Consider the following 17,222-nt stretch of genomic DNA (forward strand, 5'->3'; position numbering starts at 1 on the left):
ACCCATGAGTGAATTGATTATCAGCGTCAGCGGTCTTCGCGGCATCTTGGGTGAAACCCTGACACCCGAAGTCGCCGTGCGTTTCGCAGCCGCGTTTTCAGCAGCAATGCCCGAAGGCAAAATTGTGATCGGACGCGACGGACGCACCACGGGACCGATGCTTCGCAGTGCCATCGTTTCTGCATTGACCGCTTCGGGACGCGACGTGATTGATGCCGACGTTGCCGCCACTCCCACCATTGGTGTGCTGGTTCGCGAGTTGGGTGCCGTCGGTGCCATTGCGATCTCGGCCAGCCACAATCCACCGGAATACAACGGCATCAAATTGTTCGGCGGCGATGGCCGCGTCCTCGACGCCGAATCGGGAGCCAAAATTCGCGACGCATACTTTGCCGGAACGAACCAATGGGCGACGTACGACAAAATTGGTGAGGTCAGCTCCGTCGACGACCCTCACGCGGCCCATCTCGAAAAAGTCTTGGCAACAGTCGACGTCGATGCGATCAAAGCCAAACAATTTCGAGTGCTGATCGACAGCAACCACGGCGCAGGTGGATTGCTCGGCGTGCGGTTGCTGAAAGCGTTGGGATGCACCGTCGAGGCGATGGGGCACGAACCGACGGGGAAATTCGCTCACACGCCCGAGCCCACTGCCGAGAACCTGCAGGGCATTTCTGCGGACGTGACCGGTCGCGAGTGCGTCGTTGGATTCTGCCAAGACCCCGATGCGGATCGGTTGGCGTTGATCGACGAAACCGGACGCTACATCGGCGAAGAGTGCACGTTGGCATTGTGCGTCAGGCAGGCGATGGAAACCGGTCGAACGTCGGGCCCGATCGTGATCAACGGAGCGACCAGTTCCATGAGCACTTTGATCGCGAAGCAGCACGGCGTCGATACATTTCGCAGTGCGGTGGGCGAGGCCAACGTGTGTGATTTGATGATCGCGAAGAAGGCGGCCTATGGTGGTGAAGGCAACGGCGGGCCAATCGATCCGACGGTGGGCTATGTTCGCGACAGCTTTGTTGGGATGGCCCAAACATTGGCACTCTTGGCACGAACCGGGCAACCTCTCAGCGAGTTGGCCGATGAATTGCCGCAGCTCAGCATCCAAAAAAGCAAAGCGGGTGTTTCAGCCGAACGATTGCCAGCGGTCTTTGACAAATTGGAAGCCAAGTTCACCGACGCGGAAGCGACACGTGGTGACGGGATGCGGTTGCAATGGTCGGATCGTTGGTTGTTGGTTCGTGGCAGCAACACCGAACCGATCGTCCGGATGATCGCCGAAGCACCCACGGCGGACGAGGCCGCTTCTTTGTGCGACCAAGCCGCCGAGTTGTTGGGTTAACTCACCGTAGGCCAGGTCCTACCTGGCGATGCTGGCGGGCCGTTACCTGATCGAACTCGCGAGGGTTGGTTTGATTGACGCCTCGCTTTGTTCCAAAGCATCGGCTGGGATGCCATGTGAGACATGGCCTACGGGTTAACAACCTGTAGCACGGCGGTCTCCGCCGTGACTTCAGACTTAGCAATGGCATCCGGCAACGCATCCATCGCAATCCGAATTCTGGCGAATCCGGCTACGTTCAGATCGACGTTGGAACTCATGTCACGGTCGCGATGATGGTCCACACACCGGTGATCAACATCGCGATGCCGGATAACCAAAGCATGGCGTCCCAAAGCTTGCCGGGACGCAGTCCATCGACAGAGCGTTTGTAGCGGAACCAAATCGCGGCCCCGGCGATCATCGGCAAAACCACACCTTGGGTGACTCCGCTGATCAGCACCAGTTTGGCTGGCGAAGGAAACGCGAGGTAAAAGAACAAGCTCATGATCGGGAAAAACGCACCAAGACCACGCACCCACTTGTCTCGCGTCGCTTGGCTGTCATCGATCCATCCGATCACCCGCAGCGCATCGGAGAACACGCGTGCGTGCCCGGCACAAGCGACAAAGAAGGTGCTGTACAACACCGCGATCGCACCAAACAAAAACAGCCCAGCGGCCCAGTTCGAAAACACCGGCACATACATCACGGCCAGCGTCCGCACCAAATCGGATTTTTCTGGGTTCAGTCCGACACGGTGCAGCACCGCGGCACCGAGCAAGTAGAACGCGACGGTGGCAAAGGTGTAGACCAGCATCGATCCCCAGGCGTCGACCTGCATCACCCGCATCCATCCGGCTGCCCGCTCACGCCACTGCGGCGTTCCATCGTCTTTGCCGGTGAACTTGGCATAGCCTTTTTCAAGGCACCAATACGGGTAAGCCACCAACTCACCGGCCCCCACGCCGATGATGCCAAATGTTGCCAGTGCCGTTGCGAGCGCTGTGTTGCCGTTGGCCGAGGAGGGCAGGGCACCTTTCAGCCCAGAGAAAAATTCTTCCGTTGTGACTCGGTAATCGACCTCGCCCTGCAACAAGAACAAGTTGATCAGCGTGAGCAACGTGAACGACCCGACCAGCACGGTGCTGAACGTTTGGATCAATCCATACCGGCCGACGAACAATAGGATGCTCGTTGCAATGGTAATGATGGTCGCCCACAGTTTGATGTCCGGTGGCTCGCTTTTTCCGTGTTCCAGTTCGTGAGCGATCCGCAACGCGACCACCTCGGCTTCTCGTTGATCGAGTTCTTTGAGACGCTCAGAAGTTGGGACGTTGGGTTCATCCGTTGAGGTGCCATCGTCGGAAGAGACGGATTCGGATCGGGCCGCATATCGTTCGAACGTCAGCAGTTGTTCCGCGTCGGCGACACGATTCTCGGAGACTCCTTGTGCGGTGGCCGGCATCGTGAGTGCCACCGCTTGGCCGACGCTGCCGACAATCCCGCCTTGTTGCCCGATGCTGGCCAGCCACATGACCGCCCAAGCCCAGACCAACCAGTTTCCGTGGCGACCGAGTCTTGGGCCGGGCAGTTCGTTGAAACCTTGCAGTGATGTCTTACCGCTGATCAGTGTGTAACGCCCCATTTCGACTTGGGTGAACACTTTCACCACGCAACCCAGCAGGATCAGCCAAAGCAGTGTGAATCCGGCTTCGGCACCGGTTTTGGTCGTTGCGATCAATTCGCCGCTGCCCACGATTGATCCGGCGATGATCAGTCCAGGCCCAATGTTGGTCAGGATTCGCCACCAATGCGTCGGTGGATCTCGGCGTCCAGATTCAGATGATTTCAAAACGTGCTCGCGATCGACAACAGAGGTGGGATGAAGTGGCGAAAGCTTGATATAGTAGCACCACCATGCCACGCGATGAAAACCAACTCGATGCTGAAAACCAGCGAGCGCTCGACACCACCATTGGTGTTGTGACGCCGGAGAACATTGCGTTTGAGTACCAGTTGGCAGGCCCGTTTCGGCGGTTGCCGGCTTACATCATCGATGTGCTGGTGCGAGTCGCGGTGATTGGCGCAATCATCTTGTTCTTGCTGTTGTTCATCGGTTTGTCCGGTTTGCAAGAACTCGGTGCATTCGCGGTGGCAGCTGGATTCATTAGTTACTTTTTGATCAGTTGGTTCTACGGGGCTGCCTTGGAAGCCTGGTTCAACGGTCGGACCGTTGGGAAATGGGCCTGCGGCATTCGAGTGATCGATGTCGATGGGTGTCCGATCAATGGCAAACGTGCCGTGCTGCGAAATTTGCTTCGGATCGCGGATCTGGCTCCCGTCGCGGCACTGAGCAGTATCGACGAGAACATTCCTCCGATGTTTTTGATTCCGACCGGGATGGTGGGGTTGATCTGCGTGATCAGCACGCGGCGAATGCAGCGACTCGGCGACATCGCCAGTGGCACGATGGTCATCATCGATGAAAAGACATGGCAGTTGCCGGTTGCCAAGATTGATGACCCGCGGGTCGCTCCGCTGGCCACGTTCATTCCCGGCGACTACGCGATTTCGCGAAGCATGGCGAGAACGTTGGCCGTTTATGCCGAGCGTCGGCACTACCTGACGCCAGCCCGACGTCGAGAAATCGCTCGGCACCTGACGCTGCCGCTGATCGATCGGTTTGAATTTCGCCCCGATATCGACGCGGACTTGCTGATGATCGCGTTGTACTACAAGACGTTCTTGGCCGAACGAAACGCGGAGCCCGCCGATTTAGGGCCGCTGGCCGGTTACAGTCCGTTGGTTCGCGACATGGCCGCTCAGTCGGCTGGTGCGTGAGGTCGGGTGCCTAAGGCCGGGCGTCTGAGCTTGGACACCTGAAAAAGCGGATGACTGCGGAGTTTCACGCGGCGGCGGGTTCACCTTGCGATGCCGGCGATATTTTCGGTATCGTCGCGCGTTGATAATGCCACCGAAACCGCATTCGTGGCACCGACGACCCGCGACAAGAGCAAGGACGCGATTGTGGCTCCACAACCTCAACTGAATCACGGCACGTCGGTTCCGACGTTGACCCCGCTATCGCCGCTGGACCAAATCCGTCTGGTCCGCGAAACGATGCTGCGAGAAGCCGAAGCCATTCAAAAGGCAGCCGCGATCGCATCCTCTGATGCCGCGGAAGCCGCTGCCTGGATCAGCCGCTGCGAAGGTTCGATCGTTTTGACCGGGGTCGGCAAAGCCGGTTTGATCGCTCAAAAGTTGGTCGCGACGTTGGCCAGCACCGGATCGCCGGCCCATTTTCTGCATCCGATCGAGGCCGTTCACGGCGATCTCGGACGCGTTCAATCCAAAGATTTGGTCATCGCTTTCTCCAATTCCGGCCGCAGCGAAGAAGTCGTTCGCGTGGTCGAGTATTTGAAACATCAAGCGTGCGGCATCATTGCCGTGACCGCCGACCGAGAAAATCCGCTGGCCGACTTGGCGGATCATGTCGTGCCAATCGGCCGTCATCGCGAAGCCTGTCCCGACGGTCTGGCTCCGACCAGTTCCACGTCGGTGATGTTGGCTGTTGGAGACGCCATTGCCGTTCTGGCATCGCGTTTGTGCGGGTTCACGCCGAATGACTTCGCTCGATTCCATCCCGGTGGAGCACTCGGAAGAAAGCTGACCGACGTGCGGCAAACGATGCGTCCGCTGGCAGAATGCCGCGTCGCACCCCAAACGATTTCGATTCGCGAAGCCATGATGATCGGCGGCGCGGGTCGTCGAAGCGGTGCGATTCTGTTGCTCGATGAGAACGAACGACTGGCCGGCATTTTCACCGACAGTGATCTCGCTCGGTTGCTGCAACACCGTCAAGAAACCAGCTTGGATGAACCGATCGAGTTCTTCATGACCAAGCAACCGATTTGCATTGCCGACGACGAGCGTTTGCCGCGAGCTGTCGACATTTTATCGCAACGAAAGATCAGCGAACTGCCCGTCGTCGATTCCAAGCATCGTCCCGTCGGAATGATCGACATCACGGACTTGGTGGCAACCGGCGACGTTCGCCAGACAGTGTCATCCAACCAAGATTCCATTCAATCCAACCCAGACGACTCATCCGGTGAAGATGGGCCTCGTTGCATACCCATCACCTCTGGAGACTGATTTGTCCTCCCGCCATCCCATGATTTCAGATCGTGACATCGCCGGCAAAATCAAATGCATTTTGACGGACGTCGATGGCGTCTTGAGTGACGGGAAACTGTACTACGATTCCACCGGCGCCGAGACGAAGACGTTTCATGTTCGTGACGGGTATGGCATCAAAGCCTGGATGAACGCGGGAATGCACTTTGGGATCATCACGGCCCGGCACAGCGATGCGTTGACTCGTCGAGCCAAGGAATTGGGTATCGAGCACGTTGTGCAGAACTCCGCCGACAAGTGGCAATCAGCGACTGAGATGATGTCGGCAATGAAGGTTACCCCGGACGAGGTTTGCTACATCGGTGACGATGTGCCCGATATCACGGTGATGTGCCGAGTTGGATTGGCTGCGGCCCCGGATGACGCGTCGATTGATGCGCGCGAAGCGGCTCACTGGATCACGCGATTGCCAGGCGGAACGGGTGCGGTTCGAGAATTGATCGAACGTCTGATGCGAGCCGGGAAAAATTGGCCGACTCTTTCGAAAGAGCCTCCATGCTGACGCAGTTGCGCGACTATCTAGTCGGCCTGTGCATTTTGTCGGTGTCGGCCGGTCTCTACCAAGTCACCGTGGCAAAGTGGTTGACGCCGCCCGACATCGTCGCTGCGCCCGTTGCTCCACCAAAGGTCAGTACCGGCGATGCCAATCTGGACGACTTGTTCGCGGACACGGATTGGCAACGCGGACCGACGATTCGTTTGAAGACCGACGACGGGATGCTGTTGTGCAAAGAATGCACGCAGGTCGACGGTCAAACATGGACATTGAAACCGATCACGATCGTCATCGGGCGTGGCTTGAACGAAGACGGTTCCAAAGAACCCATTTTGATCTCCGCATCAGAGGGCGCGTCGATCAAGTTCGACGCGCCGTTGGATGTGATGAGTGGTGAAGCCCCATCGATCGAACGCGGTCAACTGCGAGGCGACGTGGTGATCCAGCGATCGACTCAACCCACCTCCAATGCGACCGGACTCGACGCATCAGCCTATCAAGTGCGAGGGATCTCCGCCGAGCCGCCTGATCCAAAGGACACGACGGATTCCGTTCTGCACATACGCACATCCAACGTCGGCATCGATCGTCGAACGATTTGGACGAATGATCCGATTCACATGCAGGTTGGACGAGCCACCATGATCGGGCGAGTGCTGACGTTGCACTTGGCCGCTTCGGCATCTTCCGCGGGAAAGTCCAGCGATGTGACCGACACATTGGACCGGATGGAATTGGTCTATTTGCAAAAGCTATCGCTACCGCTGGACGACCCGAACAATCCATCGCAGGATGATCCCAAAGGCGTCGTCGAAGTCCGCTGCGGCAACATGATTCAGTACGACTTTGCACTGGATCAGTTGAGTATGAATCAAGACGTGGAGCTGATGCGTTTGCCAGCCTCTGCAGCCGCTACCACCAATCAAATCTCGCCGCCGCGGGAAGATTGGATCGATCGTTTTCGTTGCGATTCGTTGGTCATGACGCTTCGCGATCCGTTGAATTCCAAACTGCGTCGCGATGACGCGATGGACTGGATCGATCGCGTCGAAGCAACCGGATCGCCCGTCCAAATGGACATCCGGTCTCAGGCCTTCGGAATGACGGCCGGACGAATCTTGTTTGATCCGGTCGAAGGTTGGCTGATCGCGGACCCGGTCTCGGCCGCTGACGTCGCGGGAGCGATGCAGCCAAACAAAGCGTCGGCCAATGATCCCAACCGAGACTATGTGCGATTGCAACGTGGTGACCTGGAGGCGTTTCTGTCGCAGATCCGCTACCGGTTCAATCCTGCCGAACCGAAACAATTGGGGACGATCACCGTCGAAGGTAGCGGGCGTGTCTTTCACCACGCTGCGGATTCCGCGATGCGGTCATTCGCTTGGCAGAACGGTTTGCAGATCGAACCACAAGGCATCGCGACGCCCGATCAGTTGCAGGTTGATTTTTCCGTTTGGTGCGAAGGGCAGTTGCACGCAATGCTGGCCGATGGCGGCTACTTTTTGGCCGATCGAGTCGAAGGCATTTTACGACCCGAGCCCAACAACAAACCAAAACGCATTGGCCGTTCGAACGATTCCGATGGTTCGTTGAACCAGAAATGGTTGCCCGAAAGTCTGGCCGCGATTGGCAACGTTCAAATCAATTCGTCGACGTTGCAAGCACGCACGAACCGAATGCATCTTTTCTTTCAACACGTGAAAGAAGCGGCTGCAACGAAAGCGGGCGATGGTGGTGATGACCCGATCCGAAACTGGGTGCGTCAACCCAATGCGAGTGAGTCCGCGGTCGGCGACATTCCAAACCCGATCGCATCGCAGCCCGCAACGATTCGCGGCGATATGGTAGCTGCGACTTTGACGATGGGCGACGGGGAATTGACCGCGACTGACCTCAGTGTCACCGGTGGCGTGGAAGTCACACATCCGATGAAAACTCGTGTCGCGAAAGCAGCTGCGTCGGGAAGCTCGAATCAAGTGCCCGCGGTCATGTTGGCAACTTTGACCGGCGAGAAGCTGCGTTTTCGTGATGGTGGTGCGGGCGACGTGATGGAAGTGACCGGCACGGCCAGCGTTCCCGCACGTCTTCAGATGGGCGACGGCTACTTCATCGGTCCTCAAATTCAAGTTCGTCCGGAAGACAACTTTGTCTGGGTCAATGATGCGGGGCAATTCGTGTTGCCGTCGCATATGCTCCCGTCGCTTTCGGTCGCCTCACGCAATCCATCCCAGTCCACCGCACGTTGGTCCAGACCGCCGCGTTGTCGCTTTGGTGGTTCAATGACTTTCGATGGCAAAGTCGCGATGCTGGCGGGCGGAGTCGTATTGGACACGGTCATCACGCAAAACGAATCGACCAATGAAATTCAAATGCGAGGCGATCAACTGAAGTGGACGCTGACTGATGCGATCCATTTGCGAACACCTGATAGCTTTAAGAAAACCGGCATTGCCGAGATCGCACTCGTGCAAACGGGACCGCAACCGGTGGAATTGACCGTCGACCAATTCGCTCGCGATGGCGTCCACGAATCTCGACACCACTTGCAAACGTCTCGTTTGGCTTGGGTGCCGGGCGTCGAGCCAAACCCAGCGGTTCAAAACGTGGCTGGTGCGGCTCCTGTTTCGAGCAGCAACGGCGCGTCGGGGATGATCATCGCACCGGGGCCGGGTTCTTACCGAGCTTGGGTGCGGAACGCCAAAGGCGGTAATTTGTTGACCACGAACATGTCGGCTGGTTCAAATCCAAATGACCAGCGGTCGGCCGCATCGGATTCGCGATCTTCCGCTTGGAATCCAGAGATGATCGAGGATCAGAACGCATCTCGAGCCGCCGGCGATGCTCAGGAGCCGACCATCATGGGCGTTCACCTGATCTTCCAGGAATCGATGCAGGGTGATTTGCTGGCCAAGACCCTGACGTTCCGGCGCGGCGTTCGTGTTGCTCAGCAAACTCTTCCCGACTTCGAAACACGGATGGACGCCAGCCGAATGGATTTGTTGTCGGAAGGCGAATCCACCATCGATTGTGACATGCTGAGAATGGCGATCGACCCCAGTGTGCCTTTCCGCCAACGCACCATGGGCGTGACCACCACAGCCTGGGAAATTGAAGCCTCTGGTGGCGTGTTGTTCCGGACTCGCACCGACAAATCGGCCGTCACTGTTACGGCGGACCGTTGCGGGTATGCCGCAGCAAAGGACCTCTTCACCGTGTTTGGTGCTCCGACGCGTCCTGCTCGATTGCTCCAGACAACGGCACTTGGCCAGCCGGGACTGAACCTGGAAGTCGGTCATGCGACGATTCGACTGAAAACGATGGAGATCCTGTCGATGCAAGTCCACAGGATCTTGCCGGGGGAAATATCTTCGCTCAACAATCAACCGACGCAGCGATAGTCGCCGGATAAACGACACAACTGGCACGAAGATTGCGTTGTTGGCTGTCATTCGCCGCAATCAATCGATTCGAGGATCGCTTGTCCGTCGCGGACACGAATTGAACCGCAGAGTTGTAAAGTCGATTTTGAACGGGTCGATTCACCGCGTTCTCCGAGCCATCCCATTCGAGGGAAACGAAGTCATGAGCCAATTGTTGGAAGCAACCCAAGCTGAGTGTCAGGTCAGTCGGACGTTGCAACGCATCGAAAGTGTGTTAGCAGAACACGAGGCATTGAGCCCTTATGCAAGCGACGTCGATGTCTCGGTGTACGAGTCGACCATCGTTCTGGAAGGCACCTTGCCAACGGCAGAGTTGCAAAAACAGTTGATCCCCTCCATCCGCCAAGCCGGAGTGCTCTGGAGGATCAAGAACAACGTCGTCGTAGAAGCGACCGCAACCAAGGTTTAGTCATTCGGACTTGGGAGCCAAGCAGTCAAGCGGCAGTCTTTCAATACATTAGCTGTGTTAGCGTTGGCTACAACTTGGGCCTGCGTCCAAACGGCTCTTCGAGTTGTCCCCCGGTATTTCTGACTCGTTCAACGCAAGGCCGCAAAGACGCGGGGACGCAAGGAAATGAGCGGATGTTTAGCCTGCGAATATTGGGCGAACGCGTGTCCGACGGTTCGGTCGACTTGCTCGAGCAATGCTGGACGTCTTCGCGACCTGGCGTCCTTGCGTTGTAGACAGTGTGGCGGATCATGTCGTGATTGCTTGCCGCTACACCCAGAGGTCGGCGTCGAGGTTTCGGTAGCCGATGGCTTCGGCGAGGTGTTCTTCGCTGATGTCAGGATCTCCGGCGAGATCAGCGATCGTTCTGGCAACTCGCAAGATTTTGTCGTGGGCTCGGGCGGATAGGCCCAGCGATTCCACCCCGGCTTTGAGCAACGTCTTGCTGGCCGCGCTCAGTTCACAGTGCTGCCGCGTTTGACGGCTGCTCATTTGGGCGTTGTATCGGATCGGGCTGCCTTCGAATCGTTCGGCTTGCACGTCGCGAGCACGCATGACGGATTCACGCATCATCGCACTGGTCTCGCTTGAAGCGTCACGTGACGACAACTCTTCAAACGGTACCGCGGGAACCTCGATGTGAATGTCAACGCGATCTAGAAGCGGACCCGAAATCTTCCCCATGTAACGCTCAATTTGGGGCGGTGTGCAGTTACAGCTTCTTCGAGGATCTGACCTGTACCCACAAGGGCACGGGTTGGCTGCAGCTATGAGCATGAAGTCTGCGGGGAAGGTTGTGCTTCGAAGGGCTCTTGAGATGGTGACGACACCATCTTCGAGTGGTTGACGCATGACCTCGAGCGTCTTGCGATTGAATTCAGGTAGCTCGTCCAAGAAGAGGATGCCGTTGTGAGCCTTGCTGATTTCACCCGGTGCCGGCGGGCTGCCTCCACCAACCAAACCCGCGTCGCTGATCGTGTGGTGAGGGCTGCGGAAAGGACGCCGCGCCAACAATGGTTGTTTGGCTGGAAGCTGCCCCACGGCGCTGTAGATGCGAGTGGTCTCGATCGATTCTCCAGGAACAAGCGGAGGCAGGATCGTTGGCATGCGTTTGGCCAACATGGTTTTCCCGCTGCCTGGTGGTCCGATCATCAACAAATTGTGACGACCGGCCGCGGCGATCGTCATCGCTCGTTTCGCGGATTCTTGGCCTCGCACATCGGCGAAGTCGACTTCGTATTCACTGAAGGCCTCAAAGATTTCTTCGACACCACTGGGGACCGGCGGCACGTCGATCTCACCGGCGAAGAACGCGACGCACTGGGATAGGCTGTCGACTGCGATCACTTCGAGGTCTTCGACCACGGCGGCTTCGGCAGCCGATTCGGATGGCACGACCAAACCCTTCAGCGATTTGTCCTTGGCTGCTTCGATCGCGATGGACAGTGCACCTTTGACCGGGCGGGTGATACCTTCAAGAGCGAGTTCACCGACAACGGCGTAGTCTTCCAGCCGATCGAGCACCAATTGACCGCTGCCCGCCAACACTCCCAAGGCAACCGGCAAATCGAATGAGGGTGCTTGTTTGGGCAGGTCACCGGGAGCCAGGTTGATGACCACGCGATCTTGGGGGCGGATGAAGCCGCTGTTGACGATCGCTCGTTCGACACGGTGGGTGGATTCTTTGACCGCCGCTTCAGGCAAACCGACCAAGATCGTCTTGGGCATCGCGGCTGGAGAAATATCGACTTCGACGTCAACCGGCATGGCTTCGATACCGAGCAACGTGAATGTTTTAAGACGTGCGAGCATGCAGACTATCTCATTCGAATCGCGGGCCTTGGCCAAAAAGTTCCATCCAAGGTCAAGGTAGCGGGCGTGTGGCAACCCACCAATCGTGACGGTGCACCGAAGCTGCCGCAACTAGGTATGCGACATTCGCTCGCCGGGCCCGCAGTCCAGAATGGAATTTAGCGAGAGGAATCCCAACCGCGGCGGAATGCTTCGAAGGCATCGCGGACAGCGGCGGGAGCCTGGCGTCGGTTGCCGCTGTCTTGCAATCCTCTCAGCCCATCTTGTTCACCTGGTTTGGATTCAGAACGCATGCCCTTGGGAGCTCGCATCCCCAAACTACGCAGCGCCTCTTCGACGTCGGATCGGTCCAAGTTGGGATCCGTATCCGGTTGGTCGATCGGTTTGACGTTTTGCCAACGCTCTCGGAATCGTTGCAAGTCTTCCGGCGTCCACTTCAGTCGATCAAGCAAATTTTGATCAGGGGCCTGACGAGTTTCATCGAGGTAGTCGAGCACCATGTCGGTGGCTCGTTTGGTGTATTCCAAGTCAGCTGGATCGGCCTTGGGCAGTTCGGCTTCGCCATCGCCTGAACCATTTAAGTTTCCGCTGGCCGTTGAGTCACCGGTGAAGTTGGATGATTCGCTCCCGTTGGAATTGGATTGCGACGGAGTTCCATCCTTGTTGGTGCCCGCTTTTTCTGAATTGCCCTGGTCTGAATCTCTCGGGGAAGCGTCCGACGAAGCATCTTGATTCGATGAGCTTTGATCACCAGCTTGATCGCTGGAGGTTCCCTGTTCGGAGGCATTGCTATCGGAGGCGTCTTGATTGCCCGCGTTGTCTTGCTGGTCAGAATTCTGCGTGCCGGCTTCGGACGAGCCATCTTGCGAACCATCACCATTTTCCGATGAGGACGATCCATCCTGCGTTTGACCAGGTTCGCCCGATTGTTGTTCTGAATCTCCCGGGGTTTGTCCCGGGTCTCCTGTTTGAGCGTCAGCGGATTCTGAGCCGGATTCGCCCGACCCGTTTTCCGATGCCTCTTCGCCGGTCGAGCCTTCGTCCATGCCGTTGTCGTTGGATGAGTTGCCGCTGGACTGTTCCGAACCGTTCTGTTCGGCACCTGGGTTGTTTGCGTCATTGGATTGTGACTCGGAGCCGGTTCCGCGTTGGGGACCTTCTTGCGGATTCCCGTCTTGCGAAGTGCCTTTTTGAGGGTTCGGGCTGTTCGAGTCGTTTCCAGCCGGATTGTCACCGGACTGATTCTCGCCGGATGGTTGTTGGCCGCCCTCGCGTTCTTGCTGTTCTTTCAAGTAGTCATTGATGCGTTCGAACGCTTCCGCGTCATCTTGCGGTGCGGATTGTGGTTGGCGTGAACCGCCGGATTCTTGGGAGCCTTCCGACTTTCCTGAGGTGCCGTTCGATCCGTCTTGATTGCTTCCTGACTCGGACGTTTCCGACGAGCCTTGTTCACCCGCTTCACCGCTTTGCTGGTTGGTGTTTCTTTGGCCGCCTTCGGGTGAACCATCGGCCGACTGCTGTGCATTGTTGGGTTGGCCCGCTTCGTTCTTTCCCGCTTCACCACCGGTTGAGTTGTCTTGGCCTTCTGACATGGCGTTCGGGTCGCTCGAACCTTCACCGGGATTTCCCGCAGAAGATTCACCTGGTTCGGACCCGTCGTTGTTGTTCGAACCAGAGGCACCGTCACCGCCGTTTGATTCAGATGGATCGTTTGGATCGGAGTCACTTTCCGGTGATTCGCCGCCCGATGAATTGCCATCGGAATCGCCGCCGCTGCCGTTTTCGTTTTCCCCAGTTTGCTCGGAATTGGATTCGCCGGAGCCACTTTGGCCTTCACCGCCCTGGCCACCTCGTTCGGATTGTCCGCTTTCGTCGCTGCCACCGCCGCCTCCTGATTGACCGTCTTCGCCAGCGCCGGAACCATTGGGCGAGCCACCATCGTCGGGCGTTTGGCCGTCGTTGTCGTCCTGGTCTTCCGGTGTTTGTTCTTCTGGATCGCGGCCGGCAACGATCTGCAACCGAACGGGTTCTGTTCGCGTGATGCCAGGTTGAATGTTTGGATTGCTGGCGTCGCGTCGATTGTCCGTCGCGACTGCCACCACTTCGACTTCATCGCCGACCATTAGTCGTGATGCGCGCGAACCACGACGACCGGCATTGGACAAAATCATGCGTGATGGGCGGAAGCGATACTCAGCGATCTGGTTGCCTTTCTCACCAGACTCGCTCTTCCACAACGACGCACGAGCGATCAAGTCCATCCCGCGACGGATCTCGATTTCGATTTCGGACAATCCAAAGTCCACATCCGCTGCGTGAATCTCAAACAGTTGTTGAGCGTCCAGTGGAACGGGTTTGGGCGATCGTCGAGGGACCACGATAGTGATCTCTGGCGGTAGATCACGAATCACTTCGATCGGATAAACGATGGGGTCGGAATTGGTTTGTTCAGCTTGGTCCCAAACGCGAATGCGATAGCTTTCCAGTTCAACCGCACGCGTCGCGACTTCACCACTGCGAAGATCAAACGGCAACTCCAGCGATCTGCCATCGTCGCTCAGCGTCATCTCACGGACGCCCGCCGTCGCGCGAACTTCTTGGCCCATTGGCTTAGGATTGAATTCGACCACCGCACGAGCCACCGGGCGATTGACTCGGGCTCGCAAGATCACGCGTGTTCCATCGACGCCTCGAATCGAACCGCTGCGTCGAATGCGAGATGATTCTCCGGTGTACGCTGGTGGTTGATATTGAACTTCGGTGACACTGACGACGGGTGTGTCGCGGATTGTCCACTCAAACGGTCCCGCGACCGCGTCGCCTGCCACGATCTCGTAACGTTGGACTCCACTGGCTTGATGCGAGACTTCAATGGATGCGGCGTAGGCGGTGGTCGACGAGGTGCTAGTCGACTCGTCCATTTGCATCTCAGTGGATCGGCCGTTGGACGTCTCGTTGCTTGAAGAGCTGGACGATTCTTTCGCGTTCGAATTTAGCCAACGGAACTCGACGGATTCTTCTTCTCGCAAGCCACGGATGTTTGCGGAAACCACCACTGTCCGCCCAGCCAAAATCTCCGCATCGCCAGGTTGAACGTCCGTGATTTGGACTCGATTAGCAGGTCGAATGTCGGCCGCGGGAGCCATCAACCGCGCGGCTGATTGCAACGTGTTCTTGGGAGACGCGATCGCGTAGATCATCAGAACCGACATCAAAGCGATCGTCGCGATCCACCATCGCAGCAACCCGGTGGCTTCTTCGGGCAAGGCATCAATCGATCGCAGTTTCGCAGCGGTGGTCGCGCCGATTGACTGGACGACTCGTTTGGACAAGTGACCTTTGGCAGTCGCGTCGCCGGAGTCCTGAGCGGTCAACGTGATGTAGCTGGAAAGGGCATGTCCCAATTCAGGATGGTCTCGCTCAAGAGCTCGCGCGGCGTAGTCGGCACGAACCGATGAACGCATCACCGGCCAAACCGAACGGACGATGTGAACGGTCGCTGCAATGATCGCGATCGAAGCAAAGACCAACCGGCCGATGGTTCCCGGTGACCAAATCCATTGGTCCATCACGACCCAGGCCAGCATCGCGGCCATCGCCACCAGGACCCCGCGAAGCATTTGACGTGTCAGTTCGGCTCGCCACAGCGCGGACCGAGCCGCATCGATCCGGGTTTGGATCAACGTGTCGTAGGCCGGTTTCGCTGCGCCCGAAGGTGACCGAGATTCGGTACCGGTCGGCGATGTTTGCGAAACGGGGTTGCGGGGGGACGTAGCGACGGACAAGCGGTCTATCCAAAAACTAATCAATCAAACGCCGGAACCTGCCGATGGCGACCATAACGTTCCCGGCGAAGACAACGTCATTATTCTATTTGATCGGCGATCCGGTCACCTTGGAAGCATCTTCTGGATCTGACGAAACATTTGTTCTTTCGGGCGCTGTATGTTATTCGCACGAAGAAAGTTCGGGTCACCGGCCTTGGTTGGGTGACTTGAATCGCTCCAAACGGGGTGGCTTCGTTCGTTTACAACGATTTCGCGGGCATCAGTTTGGGTACAAACGACAGATTCGCTGGAGAGTTGTTATCGGTGAACGCTCGCTGTGAACATATTGGGGGACTTATCAGAGACGTGGATCGACGGGCGGATTCCTGACCGAAGATCTTTAGATTTGCTGCCGGCTGCTTTCAGTCGACTTTCCGATTCTGCCGCGTTGGGGCAAGATACAGACGGCGATTCGTGAGATTGACACCGTTTTCAGTCTGACGCGGCACGGATTTCAACCTCAACCTTTTCCACCTATTCCAAATCGGCCATGAGATACGCTTTTCGGCTCGCAGAACTGCTTGGGCACACCCCTGATCGGCGCAAACGCCCCGGTACGATCAAAGCGATCGTCGAACACACCGGATTGGATCGACACCAGGTTGCTTCGCTGCTCAAAAACGAAGCCAAGTACATCCCGTTAGATGCCCTGTCGCGTTTGTGCGATTACCTGATCGATCAAGGGCACGCGACGGCGGATCAATTGCCCGGTGCCTTGTTCGCAGTCAACGCAGAAAATTTCTGGGAGCAGTTGGCTCGCCGAAGCGACATCGAAATCGTCGTTGGTGTTCGACAAGGCGAAGGCAACAACTCACCCGAAAACGCCATGGTCGTTGCCAGCGACTCGGTCTTGGTTGGCGAATTGCTCAACGGCATCTCGACCCTGGGCGGTGTGGCCAAACACATCGGCGAAGGCCCTGAGTCAAACGCAACGACATCGGTGCCGATGCCCGATCGCATTCAGCAATCGTTGGTATGGAGCCCCGGCCAAGTCACGTTGGAAGACGCTCGAGCTCGTGCGACGGAAGTCTTCGAAGGATTCACCGAAGCCCAAGGCGACCGCGGAATGGTTTGCATCGGCAGTGTGAAGAGCAACCCAGCCGTCGAGCTGTTGTTCTCCGACGCGTTTGGATGCACTCCGTTTGTAACCGAAGACGACGTTGACGACGTATCGGCTCGCAGTTGCCCGTTCTTCCTTCGGTATCGTGACAGCGACCCAAAACCGGGTGCCGCTTCGGCTGGCATGCGTCTGAGCAAGAACATGGACGCACCGGAACCCGGCTTCTACTACGAAAAAGACGACGGCACTTGGGAGTACGCTGGCGGACAAGGCAAAGACACCGCGTTGGTGTTCTACCTGTTCCACGAAGCCCTCGGTCGCCTGGACATGGTGCTCAGCGGTTTCTCAGGCCGAGCCACTCGCTTGCTGGCCAAGACGCTGGCGATCCGCGGCGAAGAATTCTGGCCACCTGTCTATCACGAAGCGGGCGTCCAAGTCGGTGCGTTCTTGGTTCAGTACGACGACGCGGAATCCAAACCCAGCCGCGACGATTTGCTCTACAACACCGGCGGAGCTGCCAAGATCATGCCTCTGTCCCGCGAAGCGATCGCACGCAGAATGGCTCGCCGCTAGGATGAACCGAACCCGTACGATGGACTTCCAAGTCCGTCG

Annotated in this window: 11 protein-coding genes; 7 read left to right on the forward strand and 4 right to left on the reverse strand. The window is 57.5% G+C overall.

Going from position 1 to position 17,222, the window contains the following annotated elements:
- The first annotated feature begins 4 nt into the window (after window positions 1-4).
- Window positions 5-1,348: a phosphoglucosamine mutase gene (gene glmM / locus B2R17_RS27740; protein ID WP_339886576.1), complete on the forward strand. Its 1,344-nt coding sequence runs from the start codon at window positions 5-7 to the stop codon at window positions 1,346-1,348.
- A gap of 128 nt (window positions 1,349-1,476) precedes the next feature.
- Here glmM and B2R17_RS27745 read toward each other — a convergent pair whose 3' ends face one another.
- Together B2R17_RS27745 and B2R17_RS27750 are read right to left on the reverse strand one after the other, a co-directional pair.
- A complete protein-coding gene (locus B2R17_RS27745) occupies window positions 1,477-1,608 on the reverse strand; it encodes a hypothetical protein (RefSeq protein ID WP_286766553.1) in 132 nt (43 codons plus the stop codon).
- Window positions 1,605-3,182 (reverse strand): Nramp family divalent metal transporter, encoded by a 1,578-nt coding sequence (locus B2R17_RS27750; RefSeq protein ID WP_286766554.1) that lies wholly within the window; start codon window positions 3,180-3,182, stop codon window positions 1,605-1,607. The genes B2R17_RS27745 and B2R17_RS27750 overlap by 4 nt, the downstream gene beginning before the upstream one ends.
- A gap of 65 nt (window positions 3,183-3,247) precedes the next feature.
- Here B2R17_RS27750 and B2R17_RS27755 point away from each other — a divergent pair, with 65 nt between their 5' ends.
- The 5 genes from B2R17_RS27755 to B2R17_RS27775 all read left to right on the forward strand — a co-directional run bounded on the left by B2R17_RS27755 (window position 3,248) and on the right by B2R17_RS27775 (window position 9,872).
- Window positions 3,248-4,171 (forward strand): RDD family protein, encoded by a 924-nt coding sequence (locus B2R17_RS27755; RefSeq protein ID WP_008654616.1) that lies wholly within the window; start codon window positions 3,248-3,250, stop codon window positions 4,169-4,171.
- Window positions 4,172-4,318: 147 nt separating this feature from the next.
- On the forward strand, window positions 4,319-5,485 hold the full coding sequence (locus tag B2R17_RS27760) for a KpsF/GutQ family sugar-phosphate isomerase (protein WP_286766555.1): 1,167 nt from the start codon (window positions 4,319-4,321) through the stop codon (window positions 5,483-5,485).
- A gap of 19 nt (window positions 5,486-5,504) precedes the next feature.
- The gene (locus B2R17_RS27765) at window positions 5,505-6,029 is read left to right on the forward strand and encodes an HAD-IIIA family hydrolase (protein ID WP_339886584.1); all 525 of its coding nucleotides are present in this window, start codon (window positions 5,505-5,507) and stop codon (window positions 6,027-6,029) included.
- On the forward strand, window positions 6,023-9,421 hold the full coding sequence (locus tag B2R17_RS27770) for a hypothetical protein (protein WP_286766557.1): 3,399 nt from the start codon (window positions 6,023-6,025) through the stop codon (window positions 9,419-9,421). The genes B2R17_RS27765 and B2R17_RS27770 overlap by 7 nt, the downstream gene beginning before the upstream one ends.
- 184 nt (window positions 9,422-9,605) lie before the next feature.
- Complete coding sequence (locus B2R17_RS27775) at window positions 9,606-9,872, forward strand: hypothetical protein (protein ID WP_286766558.1); 267 nt, start codon at window positions 9,606-9,608, stop codon at window positions 9,870-9,872.
- A gap of 309 nt (window positions 9,873-10,181) precedes the next feature.
- Here the strand turns inward: B2R17_RS27775 and B2R17_RS27780 are convergent, their stop codons facing one another.
- Window positions 10,182-11,723 carry a YifB family Mg chelatase-like AAA ATPase gene (locus B2R17_RS27780; protein WP_286766559.1) on the reverse strand — a complete coding sequence of 514 codons (1,542 nt, stop codon included), beginning with the start codon at window positions 11,721-11,723 and terminating at the stop codon, window positions 10,182-10,184.
- A gap of 158 nt (window positions 11,724-11,881) precedes the next feature.
- Window positions 11,882-15,406 carry a circumsporozoite protein- membrane associated protein gene (locus tag B2R17_RS27785; protein ID WP_286766566.1) on the reverse strand — a complete coding sequence of 1,175 codons (3,525 nt, stop codon included), beginning with the start codon at window positions 15,404-15,406 and terminating at the stop codon, window positions 11,882-11,884.
- A 634-nt stretch (window positions 15,407-16,040) separates the two neighbouring features.
- On the opposite strand from B2R17_RS27785, the gene B2R17_RS27790 reads away from it, so the two are divergent.
- Complete coding sequence (locus tag B2R17_RS27790) at window positions 16,041-17,183, forward strand: helix-turn-helix domain-containing protein (protein WP_008654601.1); 1,143 nt, start codon at window positions 16,041-16,043, stop codon at window positions 17,181-17,183.
- Window positions 17,184-17,222 lie beyond the last annotated feature (39 nt).

It is taken from the genome of Rhodopirellula sp. UBA1907 (assembly GCF_002337565.1).
In the GTDB taxonomy this organism is placed as follows: Bacteria; Planctomycetota; Planctomycetia; order Pirellulales; family Pirellulaceae; genus Rhodopirellula; species Rhodopirellula europaea.